The following is a 23165-nucleotide window of genomic DNA, read 5'->3' as shown; positions in this document are numbered from 1 at the left end:
CTTCCCCGTCTCTCCCATTCCTCCTGTCATTCTGAACGAAGCGAAGAATCTCCCTTCTCCCGTCTCCGTTTCTCCCGTTCCCCGTTTCACCCATTCTTCGTTTCCCTGAAAGCTTGACATTACTCAATTTTAGAGTAGTATAATTATCAAACAGTAGGTCAATGTGTCTAAACTATCAGAGAAGATAAAAAATTTAGTTGCACGCATCGAAAAAAATAATCTGTGGCGTCAGACCGAGTGTATAAATCTTATTCCCTCGGAAACCACACCCAGTCATCTGGTAAAATTATGTGAGATCTCTGATCCTGCGGGAAGATACGCTGAGCACCGAACAATGAAAGGCAAAGAAATATACTTTTATCAGGGTATAGGTTTCATCTCCGAGGTTGAAGAAGAATTACGAAAAGAGATGGCGCAATACTTTGATTGTCCCAGAGTGGAACTGAGGCCGATCAGCGGACAGATGGCGAATGAAGTCGTCTTCAAAGCAGTCGTAAAATTCATCAACCGCGGCAGAGAACCCAACCAACCATTCCGACGACTCAAACTGGTTATGAACAATGACCTCAATAAAGGCGGTCATCTCAGTTCCCAGCCGATGGGTGCCCTCTTCAATTATGTAGAAGAAGACCCGCAGACCGGCAAAGAAAGGGTCATCAATTTTCCGGTGAAGAACGACTGTCTTTACAAAACCGATACGGCGGCACTCGAAAAAATTCTGGAAAAAGAAAGGCCGGAACTGATCGTCTTCGGTAAAAGTATGTTTCTTCACAAAGAACCCGTGGCGTTTGTCTATAACATAGTGAAAGAATGGAATCCACGACCCGTGATTATGTATGATATGGCTCATGTACTCGGTCTCTACGGTATCCTTCAGGAACCGTTCAAAGAAGGCGCCGACATCGTGACCGGCAGTACCCATAAAACATTCTTCGGCCCTCAACGGGGTGTAATCGCGTCGACGATAACCAAAGAAAGTCCTCTTTCGAAATTGTGGATAGATATTAAAAGTCGGGCGTTCCCTGGATCAACAAGTAATCATCATCTCGGAACACTTCTCGGTCTGCTTATGGCGGCGTACGAAATGAATACCTACAAAGAAGAGTATCAACAACAGGTGAGAAAAAACGCACGGGCATATGCCCGTGCCCTTAAAGACAGAGGAATAGATGTTGAGGGCGACGAAGCGGACGGTTTTACTGAAACCCATCAGGTGGTAATCAGGGTCAAAAAATACGGCAGCGGTAACGAAATCGCATTGAGACTAGAACAGAACAATATTATTACAAATTACCAGGCATTACCTGATGACGAAAGTTTTCTTGAAGCAAGCGGTATAAGAATGGGCGTTCAGGAAATGACAAGATTTGGGATGAAAGAAGAACATTTCAATACGCTCGCCGGGTATGTCGCCGACGTAATCATAAAGAATGTGAATGTAAAAGACAAAATAACCGCTTTCCGTAAAGATTTTCTCAAAATGCACTACTGCCTCGATCTTGAAGAAACCGTTCCCCTGATAGCAAAACTCTTCGCAAGCATTCTACCGGAAAAAGGATATCTCCAGCTGTTCCTCGACAACCTCTCTCAAGCGGCGAAGATTATTTAATCTTACAGAATATTTTTTAAAAAACACAACCATTATCTTATGCGGGCGTTGCTCATAAATCCCTGGGTATATGATTTTAAGGCGTTCGATTTCTGGAATAAACCACTCGGCCTTCTTATGATCGCCGCGCTGCTCAAGAAGAACGGTTTTGAACTTGACTTTATCGACTGTATGGACCGCTTGAGCCCGTATTATACGACCCGAACAAAAACCGACCCTTACGGCAGGGGTAAATATCTCTACGAAATTGTCACAAAGCCGAAAATATTCAAAGAGGTGCCGCGACACTATAAAAGATACGGCATGCCGCATGGGTCTTTCATTGAATTACTCAATAGTCTTTCAACCCCGGATATGATATTCGTCACCTCTGCAATGACCTATTGGTATCCCGGTGTCTTTGAAGCGATAAGATTACTCAAAAGAAGATTTCCGAAGACAAAAATAATCCTCGGCGGGATCTATGCCACACTCTGTGAAAAACATGCAAAACGGTTTTCAGGAGCGGATATCATCGTAACAGGAGACGGCGAAGAAAAACTCGCGGAGCTGCTTCGGAAAGCAGGTATAGACTCCTCTATTGGATCTCATCCCGCACCGGTCATCCCTGATTTCTCAATATATAAAAGGTTGAATTATGGCGTCGTCCTCACGTCACGCGGTTGCCCGTTCGACTGTACATACTGTGCGACGAAGATTCTCTGCAAAAAATTCAAAACACTGCCGGAAGAACTCATCATCGCCCAGCTTGACTACTTTAACGGCAAGACGAATAATATCGCTTTCTTCGACGACGCCCTTCTATACAACGAACACTTCCCCGCCATCCTGGAAAAGATAATCCAAAAGAAGTACACCTTTAATCTTCACGCTTCTAACGGACTCCACTGCAGATTCATTGATAAAGAAATCGCCCGATTGATGTACCGGGCGAACTTCAAAACAATCTATCTCAGTCTGGAAACGACCAATCCTGAAGTGCAGAAGCAGACCGGCGGCAAGGTCAACACTAAAGAATTTCTCGATGCGGTCGAGGTATTAAAAAAAACAGGTTTCGCTCCGGAGCAGATCCACACGTATATCTTATATGGTATGCCCGAACAAGAACATCAGGAAATAATCGATTCGATTAAATTATGTCACAGTCTGAAAGTGCATCCCCACCTCTGTGAATTCTCACCCATCCCTCATACCCGGGAATTTGAAAAAACAGGTTTTGAAAAAAACGTCGACCCCTTATACCACAACAATCTTTTTTATACCTGGTACTATCCTCATCCCAAGCCCGACATATACAGAGAGATAAAAACCCTGCTGTCGCAAAAGGCCTGAAAACTTTCTGAATCTTTACCTATTTCAGCTTTATAATCTTCTCGGTCTTTTCGATCTCTTCCGTCTTAATGAACAAGAAATAGATTCCCGACGGTATATCATCATCATTCCAGGAGATTGTATGATAACCGGGTGCCAGCCGGCCATTGACGACATCTTCGACAAAACGACCCTCAACATCGTAAACCGCAACTTTGACCGACATCGGTTCAGGAACCTGCAATCTCATTCGTAACTGACCGCTGTACGGATTGGAATTGAGCAGGATAAAATCGAAGACCTGAGGAATCCCGATCAACTCTTCAACACCGAGTTCACCGATCGTGAAGAGACTGTCGCTTTCATCAAAGGTCGAAAGCCCGGCGACGTCGTATACGGTGATTCTGATCAAACACTCATAAGAAGTGGTCTCGGGAATCGTCCAATCATAAACAGAATCATTCCCCGTAATATGGGTGATCAAAAGCGGGTAAGTATTACCGCCGTCAAGAGAAAGCTCGATATCAAGACTGTCAATGCCGACATTATCCACTGAGCTCCAGGTTATCGTATGGACTTCATCCCAGTACCAGATTTCACCTCCATTGGGCACTGCCACGGTCACTTCCGGCGGAAGATTATCAATAATACTGAACAGGGAATCGGAAATATCCTCGCCCATGTTAGCGCTTGCATCATACGCCCTCACTCTGATCAGACACTCAGTTGAATGAACTCCGGGTATAACCCATTCATATACAGAATCCTGAGGAGACGGAGCAGCCACGACACTCCAGGTGCCGCCGCTGTCACTGGAAAATTCAAGTGTAACCGAATCCACACCGATATTATCGGTCGCTGACCAGCGGATCGTATCAACCTCTGCAGGATGAAAGACTTCACCGCCGTTCGGCGCATAGACCGCAACCTCAGGCGGAACCGCATCATTTATCGTAAAGACTCCATCAGAAACATCCTCACCTGTATTGGGAAAAGGATCATAAGCGACGATGCGTACGAGACACTCATTTGAAGGCGTCGCAGGTACCTGCCAGATGTATTCTGAATCATTCGGTTCACCGCTTGCAATAAGATTCCAATCAGTTCCGTTGTTGGTGGAATAGTATAGTGAAATCGAATCAATCTGTGAGTTATCACTCGCGGTCCAGCGGATTGTATCAAACTCTCCGATATTCCATACCTCACCCCCATTGGGACTCACCACCGTCACCTGCGGTTCAATCAGATCAGAGAATAATTGGCTTGCATAGATGTTCCAGTCGCCGTCCCTTGAACTCTGGAAAAGGACCCAGATGTATCCCGAATCATCAAGTGTCGCAGCGGGTAATATATCAATATCCGGATCATTGCTGATATTTGAAAGCTCCTGCCACTGGCCGTCTTTATAGTAATTTGCGACGATCTCCCAGTCACCGGTTCTGTCTGACTGCCATATACACCACACATAACCGTCCCGGTCGACCACCAGCGCACAGGCTTCGTCGCTGCTGCTGTCAGTACTCACAGGACGCGGCGGCGTCCATGTCGAACCGTCATAATGGCTTTCATAGATATCACTGTTGCCGTGGCGCCATGTGGTCCAGGCGACCCACACTGTTCCACTGCCGTCCACACAGAGAGAGACATCCTGGTCCTGCGCCGGATTACTGGTGATTCTCCGAAGATTTTCCCAGTGTCCGGAAGCGGGATTGTAATTTTTGACGTAGATATTACGATTGTCGCCGTAACGTTCACTCGCCCAGGCGGTCCAGGCACGACCCGTGCTGTCGGTCGCCATCGCCGGTTTATAATCATTCGCCGAATCGATCGTCACCGCGAACATCGGCTGCCAGGCACCGCCTTCATTATACCGACAATAGATATCACCGTTCAAATGATTCCAGCGCTCCATCGTAACCCAGAGCCGTGCATCTCCGTCCACGGTCATAGCCGGATGCATCGCATCCGTCGCCCGGCTGCTCACCCGGTAAGGCGCACCCCAGGTCGAACCGTCGTACGAAGTCAAAAATACATCATAATTTCTTCCATAACAACGCGACCAGGATAAAACGGCACGACCCGCCGTATCACAGGTCATTGCCGGGAAAAAGTCCCAGTAGATATAAGGATCTATAATCTCAGGTGAACTCCAACCTGTGCCCTGGTTATATGCCACGCAGATTTCTGTTCTGCCGTTTGTCGAAGAACGACCCGTGACCCAGCTCGCCCAGATCCGACCTGCACCATCGGTTACCGTCGCAACATAACCATCGGTTTCATAATCAGTATCCACTGGTTCTGGTGATGACCATTCATATCTGGTGTCAAAATTGTATAAACGACGTCGATATTTTGCCAGCTGATTTGAGGATTGTTTCGGTTTCAGAACTGGATCCCCACAGATACACATTCCATAAAACCAGGAAGGATCCGTAATCCCCCACTGTGCAAACCACTGTTTGAATGCCTCTCCGATTGAGATGCCGGTATTCAACGGCCCGTAGAAATCACTGAAATGAAGCATACTACCGACCTTTGCAGAACCGATGGTCAGCAGTCCGTTGTCAGGCCCGAAGATATAACAACCGCCGCAGTAATTTTCTTCAAAGAAACGTGTACCGCTGCACTGGAACAGATTCATAAAAAGAAACGGCGGGTCCATAAACCAGTACTCAAAGTTGAATACTGTTCCGCTATAACCGCCGGTGTATTTAAAGGTATTACCCCATGGTGAAGAGTGGCTGCAGACCTGGACCCACTCATAAGGGTCGCTGAATCTCGCACGGAAATCAACCGCGGTTGTTGTATTGTAATCTCTTACAACGACCACGGTATCGTACAAAGAACCCAAGGAGCAATCATTGAATCCATACCAGTCATCGTCAACATAAGCGAGTGCCTTTTGAGGAATGGTATATCCACCGGTGCGGTATCTGTGAAGTTTTGAAAAATAATTATTGACCAGATAGACCTCATTCCCCCAGGTCATTGAAGAAGCATATATCCGCCCTACCCAAATCTCAGGAGATTTATTACCGGTGTGGTCGTCAAACAGACCGTCACCGTCACTGTCGATCCAGGTTCCGTCAAGATCCATAAGATAGAGTTCTATGGGAAACTCCTCCCGGCCGTCGCCGCTCGACATTTCATACCATGCAAAAGGAACATTACCGATCAATACCGCACCGACAAGATCACTGCTCAATAAACCAGCAAGGTGGGTCCTCAATTCTTCAGCGGTCCAGCCGCGTATCGTATCGACCTGGATGGTGTATCCTTCTGCCTCAAGATCACTGATATAGATATTGAGTGAATCAAGAATATCATCATATAACGGAGCATATACTACGATGTCGATCAATTCATCCCGATAATTATCATATGCCGTATGATAGACCTCTCCGATTCTGAACGCCTCCGGCACAATCGACGATTTCCATGCGCTGTATGAAGTAACATCGCGTCCGTAAGCATCAATGTATTCCAGTTTCTTTACACTTAATTGAGCGGAAAGTAAAATCGGAAGTACTAAGATAAATAGATATTTTTTCATAAATCCTCCTATTTATTTTCTATTTCAACAGGATTACTTTCTTGACCTGTTTGTATCCTTTACTTTCTAATTTCAAAAAATACACCCCTGCGGAAACAGGGTTGCCGTAATTATCATCTCCCTGCCACATAATCAGGTTTAATAAAGATGAATTTAAGTCTATATCTTTTACCAACCGACCGGTAATATCATAAATTTTCAAGGTATAATTATCAATAAGCAGGCCTTTATTTCCGATGATATCAATCCTTAAAGTTTTAAAAAACGGATTCGGTGACGGAATAAAAGAAAGGAAATGCGGGTTCCCTGTCTTATATACATCATCCTCTTCTATCCCGTAAGGTCCGAGTAAAAACTTCATAATTGAATCGATTAACGCCGCACGCGTCGAAGGCGGTGAACCGTCGTCAAGCAGACCGAGTTCAAAAGAAGCCGCGACCGTACGGTAAGTCCCCGCATTATTGGCGACACCACAATAGTAATAATCATCATCATCCTGAAGAACGGCGAATCCGTTACCTGCCGGTATGATATGGTCCATATAAGCATTTTCACCTCCATAAGTGAAATACATATTATTGGTGAAAGTACCGATCTGGCCGGCGATCGGGCCTAAATTACCATAGCTCCAATCCACTCCATCCAGACCAAAAGCCGTGCCGAAATCGTGGCCGTTGAAATATGTGGGATCGACATACCAGACCGAACTTCCTTCCATATACACCCTGCCGCCGTTATTCAAAAAATCGATAATCATCAATGCCTCAGGGCTTCCGTCGGTAATGAGATAGCGATTCGAATAGACACCCAGGCAGACCAGTAAAACCTGATATTGCGCCAAAGAAGCAGGAGGAATAGTGTCGTAATCACCGGAATACCCGAGATTCATCAATATGGAATGCATATTCTCTCCGGGTTCTGGTGTGGGATCAGGGTTCCAGAGGTAATAATTCTTCATCCCGACGACGAGTTTAAAATCAAATGTATCAGTGTGACAATTCGAAAATACCGGCAGGGTGAAATTCAGCACAGTACCGACAGGAGTATTTGAATCCACCGCCACGATAAATGGGTCAGTGCTGTTGGTAACAGAACTGTCGATATCGATATGACCGAACCAGCCCATGCTGTCGAGAATCGTCGTATTACTGTCTCCACAAAAGAGAAATGCCTCCACACTGTCAGCCGCTGCATCACCGATGTTCTTCAAGCTTACCGCGACTTCAACCGTTTCGCCGGGTTCGATGGTGTTGTTGCCGTTGCCGCCGCTTATCATATTTCCTTCAAAAATAAATTCCGGCGCCCGGACGATTTCGGAAAAAGAAGAAGTCCAACTCGAATCATTGACATCCTCACAGACCAGTTCAAAATCGATGACATGTGCATTCGGGCAGGAAAGAGAAACCGTAAAATTATAACCGTCGTCACCGGTATAGGCTGAATCCCTGCCGCCGATATCACCGAAGTTTTTAATCGAATCAGTAATACTTACGAATGTATCCTGGGTTCTCAAGACACCGCTTATCCCCACACCGGTACTCTCACTGATGTTCTCAACCCATACTGGAAGCTCGATGTTCTCGGTAGGATTGATAATCCCGTTGTTGTTGCCCGAGATCGAATCATTTATAATAGAACGTTTATAAAGGATAAAACAATAAGTCAAATTCCTTACGATGATATATCCTTCATACGGCAAGAGATTCTTACCGGTGACCGTGACGAACAGGGTGTCATCGACGACGCAGGGAATAATATTGAAATATGCCTTTCCACTGGTATCAGTAGTATCCAGAGCATAAACACTGGAATCAACTTTGCTGCAGATGCAGACAAAGGCATTTTCCAGAGGAAGACCGGTTGACGCCTCTTTAACCGTGACTCTGAAGTTTGCATAACCAGAATCAACATATTGGGGATGTTGAACAATCAGGGAACAGGGAACATCTGTCCAGATATTCAGCTCTGGATCACCGAGACAGGTGAAATTATTATATTCCCTCAATGATGAATATTGCTGGTACACATTCACTCTACCGGCTTCAGTAATTTCACCGAATGTCCGTTTCCCTTCAATAAACAATGCATCAAGGCAGCCAATTGCTACTGCATTCCTCAGATGTGCTGCACCACCTGTGTTGCGTGTACCGCCGATAAACCCCACTGCACCTTTGGGAACCGAAGGGCTGCCCGCACGCAGAAAGTTTTCACCGAGGATCGGTGATGAATTGGGTGAAACCGTTCGACAGGTTATTGAAAAGATAATCGGCAGTTTGAGTCCGTTCGAGGTGGAATAAGGATTGACGTCAAACGGATTATACCAGTGGGTGTTCGCATTCCCCCGATACAATACAAAGATACGACCGTCATTAATCGCATTTATCACCTTTGCAGCATTATCACCGTAGTAATTACACAAAGTATCAACATTATCAAAACCATTATGTACTGCCAGACTCTCTGCATACCTCATACAATAGAGATATATCGAATCATCTTCACCGTCGCAATTGGCGATCGCACACCCCTGTTTAAACCAGGAAGGGTCGGTCATAAAAGGGTGCCGTTCATATACCATTATCTTGTTTATGACGGTCTTCAGCTGTACAGTATCAGCGACTGAAATCCTGCCGGGAATGATTTCATTATAGAGATCTCCGTCCATATTTGTATAGTAATTATCCGTATAATAATGGTAACCGGCATAAGGGTAATAACACATCGGGATATAACCCGGGTGGCCTACGAGCACGACGAATTCAGGTTTGATCTCCCAGGTATTGTAACAATTTCTGATGAAATTTCTGATGGATACGGAATCATAGCCCACCTGCGACAACTTATAAACGGCTGGTTTCATACCCTTCTTATATTTCCATTCAATAAGGGGTTGAAGTGTATTGTAAAAATCATCCGGGGTGATGACAAGGTAACGCGCTCCGCTCTGGCCGTAAACAAGGGTGCTCAAAATGAAGGAAAAAACCCCATACTTAAGTCTTAAATTAATCCTCCTCATATTCTTGTATATTATAGCGAAAATTAATTATCTGTCAAGCGGACCGCAGCTGCTTATTCTATTTTTATAATCTTTGTTTTACGGGAAGCCGGGCCGTTTTCTTTGTCCAGCCGGCGAGTGCATATGCCGAACGAGCCTGAATAGCATCCCAGCATAAAGCCCTTGTCAGAAGTTTGAACCTTTGAAATATTTCCTTTTGAAGTATACAAAACAACTTCACCGAAAACTTCACCAGAAATCCATATCCGGATGAAGAAAATCAAATCTGTCTGCTGCGTTCTTTTACTTTAGTATTACCAGCTTACCTCTTTCCTCCTCATCCGAAACATCTGAACTTATTTGGTAAAAGTAAATACCTGAAGGAACACCGCAAGTCGACCAACACCACTTTCCTGTATTCAGTCGACCTGAAGTAGAACATCTGCGGCCGGAAACATCAAAGATTGATACTCGATCTCCAGAATAGAGATTTGAAAAGATTATGAATTCTCCGGTTCTGATAACCGTTGATGGCCTCGACGCACGAAAATCATCTTCCTGAACAAAAACAGGTTGATACTCATAGGCGCCGATGTCAAAACCACTGCCCTGGGGTCGGGGTATGGAATCGAGATCATAGAGGACGACTCCCGCAACCAGATCGGTTCCAGTATCAATAGCTTGCGACCCCGTACAAAGATGATAATCGCTGTTTTGCCAGTTCACGAAAATGCTGTCCAGGGAAGCGGCGAGCTGTGAATGCAGATCATAACCGAGGGATTGCCACTGGGATAATGAAATTATGGAATTCCCTCCGTCATTACTCAATCGGTCGATGACGATGTTGTAGTCGCTGAAGAATCCCGCTGTTGAAGAAGAATCGATTGAAATACTCCCACGCCAGGGATGTAGATTGATCAGTATGTTATTGTAAAGCGTATCACCGGTTGAGCCGGTATTGATATTTATGCACCATCGTGCATCATCCGCATTGACTATTGTATTATTGAAAATTTTATCGTGGTATGAACCGGCTGAAGCATCAATCCGGTAGAGGCTGATGCCGCTCGAATGGTTCATATACAACAGGTTGTTGAAGATAACCGACTCGGCGACGCCGTCGCAGTTTATTCCGGAACCGCCGCCTGTTCCGTTTTCATAGATGATGTTCGCTTCAACCCGTGCGTCAGTGATCAAGCCGTCTCCGCCCATGCTCTCATCACCGTTCATATGAATCCCATTTGCTCTGTTGTGGTGACAGATATTCTTTCTTATTATGGGATGGTCGGCGCTGTTGGAAAAATAGATACCGTGTTCATCTGTCGAATAACTGCATTCATTATTCTCAATCACCGCGTAATCCGCAAAGGCGGTGAAGATACCCCAGCGGCCGTTGTATGAACAATAATTGTTTCTGATCGTAACATGTTGGGATACCGCAACCCGGATTCCAGCCCTTGGAATCCCCTCAACCCGAAAGCCATCGATTATAATCCAATCCGCATTCTCGATGTTCACCCCATCCGACGTGGTACTGTTCTCCTGATTGATAATTACACTGTCACCCAGGGTCTTGAAAACGATGGGTGAATTTACACTTCCCGAGGTTCGCAGGTCAAAACCGACATATTCTCCGTTCAGGACAAGGACCGAATCACCGGCCGCGACAATATCAGCCGCATGTTGAAGTGTTGCAAAGGCCGAATCCGGAGATAGACCGCTGTTATTATCATCGCCATCAGGAGAAACATAATAAGTGGTCGAAAAGAGAAAGATCGGTAGTAACAAAATCAAAAATTTTACTCTTGTAGATACCATAATACTAATGCGCTCTTTCAAGACCACTCCCGTATCAATGTAAAGATCGTCATCCGACAATTCACTGTTTTTCCCCCTGATAAACAAGGTCTAAAATTCCTTCAGGAATGATACCCAATCGCATGACGCCTCACTGAAAAGTCGGGTGTCGAAGATCGCCGAATGAATATCAATGGGAAAGGAGAATAAGTTTTGTCTTAATCTCCTCCCCTCTGGCCGGTTTCACCCTGATAAAATAGATGCCCGGCGGATTATCCAGAGGATCCCACGTTGCAGTGTTGCTGAATTCTTTTTCACACACTTTCCTGCCTGCAGTATTATAGATTTCAACATGACAGGGTATTGTTTCAGCGTTGTATCTCAGATTGAAAACACCGTAGGAAGGATTCGGAAAGACTTCAAGTTTACATGATTCTCTGCTGTCCCTGGACTCTTCGACAACGGAACTATTCTTCAAACAAACCAAATAGCTACTGCCGACGACGACATAGACCTCACCGTCCGCACCGATTGTCGGACATGATACATCTCCACTTAATGTGATGTTCTGCAGTACCGAGCCGTCTGTTCCGTTCAACACATACAGATGATTGTCTTCTGTACCGATGAGCACATTACCTGCACCATCTATTATAGGATTCGATATATAGACATCACCGAAGTTCCTGGACCAGACCGGATCACCGTTTATATCCACCTTTCTCAAAACACCGTCGTTGCTTCCCAGATAGCTCGAACCATCAGTGTCAAATGCAGCCGTATGCTGAATTGAATTATCAGTAAAAACATTCCAGTGCAACACCCCGCTGTCGGTCAATGCATACCACGTAGCATACCCGCTGAAATTCCCCAGGTCTCCACAGAATACGTATTTGGTACCGTTCCATTCCGCCACCGAGGGTGAAGAATAATTTATATTGAAATCGGACTGAAGATAATAACTCCACAATATACTTCCGTCTGAAGTGCTTAAACCATGTACATACCAATCGCCGGCAGTAACATAAAGTTTATCTTCATCCGGCTCCAGAGCAGGTGTAGTATAAATACCATTGGAAGAATCAAACGGCGTCGACCATTTTTGTGTACCGTCGGGATTCACTGCATAAACATATGCGGTATCCTGAACAGTAATGTCGTCGCCTATGTAAATCGTTCCATCGGAACCGACGACCGGACCACCGTTTACAGGGTGAATCATCGGAAATGTCCATAATTGAGTGCCGTCTGTGGTATAAGCGAAGAGGGCACCTTCAGAACAAGCAAAGTATACCGTGTCTCCGTAAACCGCTGCCGGACCGCCGAATGTATGGCTTGTATAGCGATCCCAGCGGTGGGCGCCGTTAGGATCGACGGAGATAAAATAGTTACCGGCGGCATAGTAGATATTTCCCGCATCATCAAGTACGGGCTGGTTCCACATCCAGGCGGGAGCACTCTGGGGAGGAGTATATGTCCAGGCTACGGACAGATTATCCTGAACCACAATATCTGTACGCCCGCTGTGTTGTGCATCATGCATGAATTGCGGCCAGGGAGAAGCAAATAACAACAAAGGAAATACCATACACAATATTTTAAATCGCATTAATACCTCCTTTTGATTATTATAATTAGATAAATAATGTTGTCAACGACTGGTTTGGTCGTAAAAAAATGGAAAGAGATCAACCGTGGATCAGTCAAACGTAAAGGCGTGCTTTCTGAAGATATTCAGGCATACATCAACAATCCTGGAATCATAAAGGACGCCTTTGTTTTTCTCAATCTCCGATAAAGTCTCATCCATGGATTTAGCCGGTCGATAAGGACGATGTGAAGACATTGCTTCAACAACATCAGCAAGCGCCAGGATCTTTGCTTCCAGACGAATTTCTCCATTCTTTAATCCACGGGGATAGCCTGAACCATTGAGCCGTTCATGATGTTGAAGAACAACCTCTGCTATGGGCCAGGGAAAATCAATCGATGTCAAAATATCATAACCTATTTCTGGATGCGTTTTAATTAGTGCAAATTCAGAATCATTCAATTTTGTAGGCCGACTGAGAATTTCCGCCGGGACATAGATCTTTCCTATATCATGAATCACCGCTGCCGTATAAATACAATCAACCCTGTCTTTATTCAATCCCATCCTTTCAGCGATCGCTTTTGTCAGTTTTGCAACACGCTGTTGATGTCCCGCAGTATAAGGATCTCGTGACTCAAGGATCTTCGCCATCGCCTTTAATGTATTATTAATCGTGGTCCGCAATTTCTGAAAACTCTCTTTCAACTTCTCTTCGGTCTGCATTCGCTCGGTGATGTCCCGAGCAGATCCCATTGCGGCATATTCGCCGCCGTAATTAATCCTGCTAACCGCAAACTCGCCGTAGCGCACTTCACCACATTTGGTGATGATACGAGCCACATAGGTATTGGGTACTTCTTCCCCACGCGCCCGTTTTCGTGCTATCTCCCTAATCCATTCCCGGTCGTCGGGATGAATAAGAATCCAGAGATCAATCTTATACAACTCTTCTTCAGTATAACCGGTGATACTACAGAGCTCTTTGTTTACAAAAAGAAATCTGTCGCCCCGATAAATGTATATGGCGTCGTGTGACTGTTCAACAAGAATCCGATATAATTCTTCCTGTTCTTTAAGACATTCCTTGGCTCTTTTGGTCTCGGTGATCTCACATACCATTCCCAGAATCGCCGGTTTACCTCTGAAGATTATCCGGCTCGCATGCATCTCAAGCCAGATAACTTTCCCGTCCCTTTTCAATCCTCGATATTCATAGTGGGGCGAAATCAACTCCCCCTGCAAACGACGTCGCCATCTATCCCAGACCATCTTTCGGTCGTCCGGATGGACTAAATCCTTCACTTTTTCAAGCGGTAGAGCAAGCAGTTCTTCAACTGAATAACCGGTTGTTTCAGCAAACTTTTTATTTGCGAAAACAATTCGATAGTCCTGCACTATGACAATCCCCATAATTGATTGATCAACAAGGGCACAACAGAGTTCACTGTCGTTGCAAGAAATATTGGATACCTTTTCTTGACAGCCGTTGTCTGAAGCGGTTATCTTCTCTCCGTTCTTATCTACACTTTTCTGATCCATTTTTTCTCCTAACTCTGAACCCTTCCAGATTCAAAAATAACTCAAAGATACAATATCATTATATTTTAACCAAAATAAACAGGTCTGTCAAGGGGGTTCAATGACTCATTTCATTTGTTTGAGAAACTTTGCATTTATTGCAACTATCACCGTGCTCAACGACATCAGCACCGCCATCTCTCAATCAATTACCTGTCTCCCTCTGTCGGTATATGGTATTCAGTAATTCCGAAGGAAGTTTCTCGGTGAAGAGGCTTACGACGACGATTAATATAAGACCGACGACGATTCCCGGAATAAAACCGTGGATACCCCAGGGTTTACCCGCGAGCATCCAGACCAGAGCGGTTACTGAACCGCCGACCATTGAATAGACACAGCCTTTTTTTGTGGTTCCCTTCCAGTAGAGTCCGAACAGAATAGGCCAGAGTGTGGTTGAGGCGATTACCGCCCAGGAAAAGGCGGTAAGGGTCAAGACCAATGCCGGAGGACGGAATGCAATGAATATCGAGATCAATCCGATCAGGGCGCTGCTGAGTTTACCGAGTGCCAATGCCTTTTCTTTTGAGATGTTGAATTTGAACCCGAGTCTGATCACATCCTGCACAATGGAGCCGGAAAGAATAATCAAAACCGATGCAAAGGTCGACATCCCCGCCGCCACCACTCCGGCGAGGACGATCGCCGCGCCGAACGGAGAGAGGATATTCTTTGCAAGGGTCGGAATCGCCAGATCAGGATTCGCAAGATTCGGAAAAAGAACCCGGGCGATTGCACCGTTGAGATACGGTAACAACGCCATACACGTGCCGATCGTCGCCATGACGGTTCCCGCCCTTATGACCTTTATGTTCTTTATCGAATAGAATCTGACAAGCAACTGCGGCATTCCCCAGACACCGAAACTTACGATTAGAGCAAAAGAAAGTAAACCAGGCCATCCCCAGACCCCCGGCGTTCTGATTAAACCCGGGTTTATTACTTCCAATGATCTGTTGACTGCTGCAAGACCACCTGCCGAAACCAGTGCGGCGATCGTCAAGACCAGCAAACTCACACCCATAACCACGGCCTGGGTGAAACCGGTCCAGACGACGGCTAAATATCCACCCACCGATACATAAAAAAGAATGATTATTCCGGATAAAACCACACCGTAGATATAAGGGATATTGATCAATACCTGAAAGATATGGCCCATCCCCTTTAAGATACTTACATTATAGATTATCATAAAAAGAACGATGATAACCGCACAAAAGATAAGGGCGAAATTCGACTGATATCGCTTGCCGAGAAAACCTGGGATGGTCATGGTTTTGAGCCGCTGTGTAAATTCCCTGATTCTGGGACCGAGAATAATCCAGACCGCAAGAGTTCCGAGCACGACATTGATCGCTCCGATCCAGAGGGTCGCAAGCCCGAACATATAACCGAAGCCGCCGCCGCCGATGATCACCACCGAACTGAAATATGCGGCGACAAAAGAAAACGCCGTCACCCAGGGACCGATCTTGCGGCCGCCGAGATAAAAATCTTCAACATTACGCGTGCGTCTGCCGGTGAGCAAGCCGATAAGCACGAGTCCCAATAAATAGACCGCCAGGACGATTACATAAGTAAATAAATGATCACTCATCTTTTTTACTGCTTATGATCGCCCAGATGATGGAAAATACTACACTTGCGAACGTAACAATCAGTGCGGTGAATGTAAGCCACGGGGTATGAAAAGGACCCATAATTCAGTATATCTCTTTTTCAATTATATGTCAATAGCACTGTGCTTTCTAACCAAGACTGTTCGCGGGTCCGTATTCACGAAACCAGAAAACAAATCATCCTGTTTTTGTTATAAACCATACCCGCCCGCTGTCGGGTTTGGGTTCGCTCATCTCCTGTATATTCCCCCAGCATGCGAGCTCTCGTAAATCAGATCTCTTTAAAGATTCCCTGATCTCCGCTATTGAATATCCACGTTCCTTATGCTCTTCGTCGATTCTGGTCCATCCGTTCTTCTCTTTTATAAATCCGATGATTCTCAGGGTGGCGATCTTCTTCTCAGAATCATAACTCGGGCAATGGACTTCAAACAGCTCAGGAGTATCCTGTTGAACATAACAGGGATGGCGCTGCCAGATTAAAGAGAGTCCGTAAATGGTATTCATATCAAAGATAAAGAGACCGCCATCTTTCAATGCGCGATGCACCCCTGTAAAGGTCTTTTCCAGTTGTTCCGATTCCAGAAGGTAATTAAGGCTGTCATACCAGCAGGTTACAAGGTCAAATCTCTCTTTAAAGTTTAAAGAACACATATCCTGACATAGAAACTCCACAGCCACATTCTCTTTTTCAGCATGTTTCCGGGCAAACTCGAGTAGCCGTGGAGAAAGATCAACACCGGTCACCTGTACTCCCTTCTTAGCCATCGCCACAGCGAATGTCCCTTCTCCACATGCTAAATCCAGCATTGTCCGCGGCTTCGCGCCGAACCGTTCCAGGAGCGCGGGAAGCAGCTCCGCCATTCTCCGGCTGTATTGAGGATACGGTCCTTTTGTGTATAAGTATGCGAACTTCTCAAATATCTCCACAATTCATCTCCCTGATTCCTGTTCTTGATTCATTCCCATCACACCAGTATACCAACCATGAAAACAAAGTCAAGATGATTGTCGGTTAAGCACACTTACCGTTTTTAAACCAGACGAATTTCAGAGATACCATTACAGCCATAAAAAAGGGCAGCTTAATCGATTATTGAAAAAAGCTGCCCTTTCTATCAAAGCCCCTAAGAACAGGGGATTTTTCAATCACCTAAATCTATTCACACTCTCTTTTATGTGGTTTTCACTCACTTCATTCTCCAGTAAATTACTCTCTTCTCACATTATGGGAAAATTCCCCGCTCTCTATAAACTTTATCCAATCGTGAAAGAGCAACAATATAAGCTGCTGTACGGTAATCTGTTTTAAATTGTTCTGCTGCTTTCTTGACACGCTCATAACTATCTATCATTATTTTGTGTAATTTTTTATCAACCGTTTCCAATTCCCAGAATTCACTTCGCTTATTCTGAAGCCATTCAAAATAACTGACGACCACCCCACCGGCATTGCACAGGATATCAGGAATTACATCAATTCCTTTGTTCTGTAATATTTCATCACCATCGGAATCTGTTGGACCATTTGCACCTTCAGCAACCAGTTTGACATTCAACCTACCGGCTGTCTCTTTTGTAATTTGATTTTCCAAAGCCGCCGGGATAAAAATATCCGCTTTTAAGGACAGAAATTCCATATGACTAATAGAATCCGCTTCAGGATAATTCTCTATTAAATTATTGTTTTTGCGGGCATAATTCAGCAGGTCGTCAGGGTCAATGCCGTTTGCATTGTAGACCGCTCCGGATGCGTCTTCAACCGCCAGCAACTTTGAATTATGCATCTTTAAAAGAAGTGCGGTCCAGGAACCCACATTTCCAAATCCCTGCACAAAGTAAGTAGCATTCTTTAAATCAAATTTCTTATCTTTCGCCCACTGTTCTATTGTGTAAACAACACCCTGAGCAGTGGCTTTATCCCTGCCCAAACTGCCTCCTGCTTCAACCGGCTTGCCGGTAATAACATGTGTGGAGCGATATCGCTCAGGTGCTGGCCTCATCTGGAGATAAGTGTCAAGAATCCATGCCATGATCTGCGCATTAGTATTTACATCAGGAGCAGGAACATCGTAATCCGGTCCGATATTTTCACCCAGAGCAAATGTAAACCGCCTCGTAATGCGCTCCAGTTCACTCATTGAATATTTTGTTGGTTCCAACTCTATTCCGCCCTTTGCTCCGCCGAAAGGAATATTGGCGATAGCCGTTTTCCATGTCATCCACGCTGCAAGGGAGCGAACCTCATCGATATCAACCTTTGGGTGGTAGCGAATTCCACCTTTAAAAGGACCCAGGGCGTTATTATGCTGTACCCGGTATCCACGGAACATCTCTATTCTTCCATCGTCCATTCTCACGGGAAAATTAACTTTGATCTCATTCATCGGTGTTACCAATATTTTACGAATATTGGAATCGAGCCTCATCAAATCCGCTGCTTTATTAAACTGTTTTATGACATTGTTATAAATATTGTTTTCTTCCATCGTGATTACTCCTTTCTACCGAAAAATCGGTTTTCTTGTAATGGTTTCGATTTTTATCCAAATTCCCCAAAAAATCACTAATTATGTTGGTGGATAACAAAACAACTATTCAGGTTTTCTGTTATCACTTCCTTAAGAATCAATCACCAAAAAGAAACATAGTATTATATCCTAAAATTCTATTCTGTCAATAGTTCAACTATCTGACTCCTCTCCACTTTTTTTCATCCTTTACCCGCTCTTTTGTCATTCTGAAGGAGTCTGCCCCAAGCAGACGACTGAAGAATCTCAATGACTAATGACTGATAAAGATTCTTCGTTTCACTCAGAATGACAGAGAAAGAAGGGTCTTTAAATAAAAACGAAAAAAGTGGAGAGGAGTCAATTCAACTATCAGGTAGTAGGATCACCTATTTTCTTAATACCACACATACTTACGCAAGATCGCTGGAGTGACGTACTGGCTGGTTATGGAAGTATTAATTCCGTAGTGTTCTCGTATCAATTCTTGTGCTTGCAGGACATTTGCGGTTGTCAGATACAGACCGGTGTATTGGTGAAAAAATCCATCAGTTTCATGCTGGTAGAAACAATGCGAATAACCATACGCATTCTCACAAAAGAGCCAGAGCATATCTCGGTCGCGAGGATATTCATCCAGTGTATCAGGATAATTTCGTGCATGCCATCGGCTTTTAGTCGTTTTAATATGCAGGGAATACAACCACATACCTGATTCTTTGTGAGGACTAACAATCACATCCGGGATATTCCACAATTGTCTCATTGCCTGATTGAGCGATACGGAATCGATCATACACATATACACTGTATCGTGCTGGATCCTGATCTTGCACGGCAGCCTCTTGCCGTCTACATAATCGTAGGATACATAATAATGATCAAGCAAAATCCATCGCTTAAAAGGTGGCAATTTTCCCTTTTGCCGGAGATCACGAAATATGCTATCCAGTTGCATAACAACATGTGCACGGGCGACGACATCATTGCGATACATTGTCTCCATTCCTGAACCATAGTTGCCAATGAATTCCGCGTCAAAATAAGCGGCATGCCAGAAGCAACGCATAGTGGATGTGGCATATAGCATAGTAATCGAAGAAATAAAAATCAACGTTAAGAAAAAGTTTTGTCTCATCATATTTTTATCTTATTTCCCACACTCTCCCCCTCCAAAGTGGACAACACCGGGTTTGATTATCGTCGCAATTTTTAAAGAACAAGCTGGAGTATTATACTAATTATGTAATTTTTGTCAATTGGCGTTATCGCCAGGCGGAAATGTTAATTTCTGGACGAGAACAGTGTTTTATTAAATGCGAATATACTGAAGAGGCCGCCGGTATGGATGAAAATAACTTTTTTGTATTTCTTCACTTTCAGCTGCTGGAGCATACCATAGAAGGTTTTACCTGTATACACCGGTTCAAGGATAATACCGATCTTCGCGACCCTTTTTATTATCTCCACCTCTTCTTGATATGGAATTGCATATCCCTGACCAACATAGCCATCGATTAAATTTATATCGTTTTGTTCGATCTTGATCTTGAAGTAAACAAGAAAGCAGAGAATTTTATTCTCTCCCTTTTTCTGAAAACCAGCCTTCTCTTCTCATCACTTCCATTGAATTCCTGTTACTCGGACCATCTCCTCTGGCTACGAAAACTCCGACATTCTCACCAACCGCTTCTGATATCTCCGCAATATCTCTATGTGTAAATCCTGGACAGAGAAGGATCGACTGAATGCCTTCCTCTTTGACAATCTTTTTGCATACTTTAATTGCTTGCTTCTGATCTTTAACCACTACTACAAAAAGCTTATAGTACTTGGGCGTTTCAATAAGACATCTATGCTCCTCTGCCTCTGCATCAGGAGCATGGGCGAGGAACAGTACTTTAAATGCCATACTTATCACCTCCTATTGCAATTTTTTATGAAAGGGCTTGGACATTTCATAACGTTCTGGGGATAAAAGAAGTTTGCCCGATAGGGCAAATTTGGGCGAACGGAGTGAGCCTTTTATCCGCTGTTAGGCGAAGTGCAAAATGATGCATTTTATTTAATCTCAATTGTTTTTCCTGCTCCCCCCTCAATATATTTTTCAGGGTAAAGAGATTTTATCTCTGATTTATATTGAGTACAATGGGTCGAACAAATCAAATCTAAGTCCTTTAAGGATTCAGGCTTAGTTCCGTGCAATCCTCCTATAATACAGTAAACCTTACCAAATTGAGAAGCTTTTTTAAGGATGTGCTCCATTCTTGGGTGCGAGCATCCTACTATGATTACAATACCTTTCTCTGTCTCAACGCAGAGGGATTGTTCTATCCCATCAAGTTCACCTGTAGAGTAGATTCCTTCATAAAGTTTTGTGGGTTTTTTCACTTTAATAACTTCCCTTGCATTCCTTGCTTCGGGGAAATAAGAAGGGATCCAGAGTTTCACTTTATTGTTCATTCGAAGAAAGGAAGATAAACCACCTGTATGGTCCCAGTGAGGATGAGAAATGAAAACATCTTCAATTTCTTTTGGGTTGACTTTAAGATTTTTCATATTGGAAAGTAAAATATCCCCATTTGCTCCAGTGTCAAAAAGAATATCTCTTTCTTTAACCCGGATAAATGCTGAAAATCCCCAATCAGCTTGCAAATCAGACCTTGCGCTTGTATTATCATAAATAATGGTAACCTTCATATTTTACCTCCTTCTGCAATCTTTCATCTAAAGTTCCATCAGGAAGCATCCAGTCTGGATGAAACCTGCCTTCTTCCTCCATTCGATAACGAACACAGTTTCCCCAATCTCCCTTACAGTACAATTCTATCCACTTCTTATCTAACTTTCCTTCCTCATAAAATCTTTTCATTGGACACACCAGATACCATTTGCAATCCTTAAGTAACACCTGCAATTTTCTGTAATTTTTTATTAAATCTTCCTTAAAGTCAGGATTATAAAGAAGAGTTGCAGGATGAGGCAGAGGCAGTATCTTTTTATCTTTAGCTAAAAAAAGTCTCCCATAAATTGAAGAAAACTCTGCTTTTGAAGGTGACAAAATGCCATATCTTTGAAAAATGTAACAGGTGGCATAATAACCTAAGGGAGCTAATATCTTTGAATTTATCAATTTAATCTCTTCATTCAAATAATAACTGCAGGTTTTAATTTCATCCTGTTTGGGCCTTCTGTATTTGGGAAGCATACATTTAATTAGATTTGTCATATAAATTTCATGCCTTTTAATTCCTGCTTTATTTAGTAATTCGTCTAATACTTTCCCTGAAGGACCGACAAACATTTTTCCTTCTCTATCCTCTTTTTCTCCTGGTGCCTGAGCAATTAACATAATTTTAGCATTCAAATTTCCTTCGCCACACATAGCATTCATTCTGGTTACAGATAATCTACATTTCTTACATCCCTTTATCATTTTGTTCAATTCATCAATTTCCATATTCCATGCACCATCAAATATTCTTACATTTCGCCTAACGTTCTGCGTGTTTGCGAAGTGCCGAAGGCATTTTGGTGAGCGAATCGCAAACACGCTGTTATACGCCGTTGGTTTCTTTTACTGCAGTTACAAGTAATCCCCCTGCTCCTGCTGCTCCTATACCCAGTACATATTAGAAGAAATATCCAGATGCACTACTTTATAACCAGCTTCGGCAAGTGGGATAGAGAAGCGGCCAAAACCTCCCCCTGCATCTAAGATTGTCAGATTGGTCTTTTCAATACATCTTTGGATTTCACGCCATAGGAGATCCGTATGAACCCGCTTCCCTGGGTCTACTTTTTCGCGTTCTAGTTCCCTCTCAACAAGCCTATCCCATAAAGATTGTAATTGTGACTTGTGATTACTATCCATTTTTCCTCACTTAACCAATGGCGTATAACTTGGTTATATCCGCACTTTTGGTGCTGATATGATTCCATTTGGGGATGATATCAGCACTTAGTGCAGATATACTTCTTCTGGAAGAACAAACAAAATTTTTTGATTTTATAAACATTGTCACCTCCCGCCTTCTTTATTAAGGTTTATGGTATCGATTGGACTAACTATCCTTCCCAGATTTTTTCTGCTAATAAGGGTATAAATTTCCGTGTTTAACATCACATAATAATATATAGCAAAGAAAAACAAAAGTCAAGTCCATTTCAAAAAGGTTGATATTACCTATTATAATGAACAGATTTGACCTTGAATTGTTCTCTATTAATCTATTTCAGGAATCTCCAGTGGTTTAAGCCACATATAAGGGTCAGGTCTGGACATTGGACATTTTTCTTCTTATTGCACTATCAACGTTGAATGTTATGGCCACATGTAGGGGTCAGCCGAGCCTTCCCAGGGGCGAGTGCGCAAGCACCTCTGTTATGTGCAATGCGTTGTTTAATCAACTTTCATTGCTTTTAAAGGCACGATAAAATTGTATGATTCCTATAAATATAAATAATAAACCACTATAAATCCGTCTCGCTCCACTTGCATACGTGAATACAATTATCGCAATAATTATTGCTATAATTCCAATGATCAAAGACATCTTTTTCAACATAACCTCCTGTTCATTTAATTACTGCATT

At 43.7% G+C, this 23165-nt stretch carries 17 protein-coding genes; 2 read left to right on the top strand and 15 right to left on the bottom strand.

Annotated features, from left to right (window positions below):
• Window positions 1-163 precede the first annotated feature (163 nt).
• Together ENI34_00760 and ENI34_00755 are read left to right on the top strand one after the other, a co-directional pair.
• On the top strand, window positions 164-1609 hold the full coding sequence (locus ENI34_00760) for a hypothetical protein (GenBank protein ID HEC77656.1): 1446 nt from the start codon (window positions 164-166) through the stop codon (window positions 1607-1609).
• Window positions 1610-1648: 39 nt separating this feature from the next.
• Window positions 1649-2941 carry a radical SAM protein gene (locus tag ENI34_00755; GenBank protein HEC77655.1) on the top strand — a complete coding sequence of 431 codons (1293 nt, stop codon included), beginning with the start codon at window positions 1649-1651 and terminating at the stop codon, window positions 2939-2941.
• A 19-nt stretch (window positions 2942-2960) separates the two neighbouring features.
• Here the strand turns inward: ENI34_00755 and ENI34_00750 are convergent, their stop codons facing one another.
• The 15 genes from ENI34_00750 to ENI34_00680 form a co-directional block, all read right to left on the bottom strand.
• Window positions 2961-6473 (bottom strand): T9SS type A sorting domain-containing protein, encoded by a 3513-nt coding sequence (locus ENI34_00750; protein HEC77654.1) that lies wholly within the window; start codon window positions 6471-6473, stop codon window positions 2961-2963.
• 19 nt (window positions 6474-6492) lie between these two features.
• Window positions 6493-9489 (bottom strand): T9SS type A sorting domain-containing protein, encoded by a 2997-nt coding sequence (locus ENI34_00745; protein HEC77653.1) that lies wholly within the window; start codon window positions 9487-9489, stop codon window positions 6493-6495.
• 53 nt (window positions 9490-9542) lie between these two features.
• On the bottom strand, window positions 9543-9752 hold the full coding sequence (locus ENI34_00740) for a hypothetical protein (protein HEC77652.1): 210 nt from the start codon (window positions 9750-9752) through the stop codon (window positions 9543-9545).
• Between the two features lie 19 nt (window positions 9753-9771).
• Complete coding sequence (locus ENI34_00735) at window positions 9772-11286, bottom strand: hypothetical protein (GenBank protein ID HEC77651.1); 1515 nt, start codon at window positions 11284-11286, stop codon at window positions 9772-9774.
• 169 nt (window positions 11287-11455) lie between these two features.
• Window positions 11456-12874, bottom strand: coding sequence for a T9SS type A sorting domain-containing protein (locus tag ENI34_00730; protein ID HEC77650.1), 1419 nt, complete (start codon window positions 12872-12874; stop codon window positions 11456-11458).
• 90 nt (window positions 12875-12964) lie between these two features.
• The gene (locus ENI34_00725; protein ID HEC77649.1) at window positions 12965-14398 is read right to left on the bottom strand and encodes a PAS domain S-box protein; all 1434 of its coding nucleotides are present in this window, start codon (window positions 14396-14398) and stop codon (window positions 12965-12967) included.
• Window positions 14399-14582: 184 nt separating this feature from the next.
• Window positions 14583-16037 carry a sodium/proline symporter gene (locus ENI34_00720; GenBank protein ID HEC77648.1) on the bottom strand — a complete coding sequence of 485 codons (1455 nt, stop codon included), beginning with the start codon at window positions 16035-16037 and terminating at the stop codon, window positions 14583-14585.
• 199 nt (window positions 16038-16236) lie between these two features.
• Window positions 16237-16989, bottom strand: a complete 753-nt coding sequence (locus ENI34_00715) for a class I SAM-dependent methyltransferase (protein HEC77647.1) — start codon at window positions 16987-16989, stop codon at window positions 16237-16239.
• A gap of 296 nt (window positions 16990-17285) precedes the next feature.
• Complete coding sequence (locus ENI34_00710; GenBank protein ID HEC77646.1) at window positions 17286-18548, bottom strand: Glu/Leu/Phe/Val dehydrogenase; 1263 nt, start codon at window positions 18546-18548, stop codon at window positions 17286-17288.
• A gap of 418 nt (window positions 18549-18966) precedes the next feature.
• Window positions 18967-19659 (bottom strand): hypothetical protein, encoded by a 693-nt coding sequence (locus tag ENI34_00705; GenBank protein HEC77645.1) that lies wholly within the window; start codon window positions 19657-19659, stop codon window positions 18967-18969.
• 194 nt (window positions 19660-19853) lie between these two features.
• Window positions 19854-20144, bottom strand: a complete 291-nt coding sequence (locus tag ENI34_00700) for a pyridoxal-phosphate dependent enzyme (protein ID HEC77644.1) — start codon at window positions 20142-20144, stop codon at window positions 19854-19856.
• A gap of 1 nt (window position 20145) precedes the next feature.
• The gene (locus ENI34_00695) at window positions 20146-20481 is read right to left on the bottom strand and encodes a hypothetical protein (protein ID HEC77643.1); all 336 of its coding nucleotides are present in this window, start codon (window positions 20479-20481) and stop codon (window positions 20146-20148) included.
• A 149-nt stretch (window positions 20482-20630) separates the two neighbouring features.
• Entirely contained in the window at window positions 20631-21269 is a 639-nt protein-coding gene (locus ENI34_00690; GenBank protein HEC77642.1) for an MBL fold metallo-hydrolase, read from the bottom strand.
• Complete coding sequence (locus ENI34_00685) at window positions 21247-22029, bottom strand: uracil-DNA glycosylase (protein ID HEC77641.1); 783 nt, start codon at window positions 22027-22029, stop codon at window positions 21247-21249. The genes ENI34_00690 and ENI34_00685 overlap by 23 nt, the downstream gene beginning before the upstream one ends.
• 156 nt (window positions 22030-22185) lie before the next feature.
• The gene (locus tag ENI34_00680) at window positions 22186-22443 is read right to left on the bottom strand and encodes a hypothetical protein (protein ID HEC77640.1); all 258 of its coding nucleotides are present in this window, start codon (window positions 22441-22443) and stop codon (window positions 22186-22188) included.
• Between the last annotated feature and the right edge of the window lie 722 nt (window positions 22444-23165).

It is taken from the genome of candidate division WOR-3 bacterium (genome assembly GCA_011052815.1).
Classification (GTDB): domain Bacteria; phylum Hydrothermota; class Tepidihabitantia; order SM23-42; family SM23-42; genus DRIG01.
Note: the sequence above shows the minus strand (reverse complement) of the source record. Positions and strands in the feature narration are given on the sequence as shown.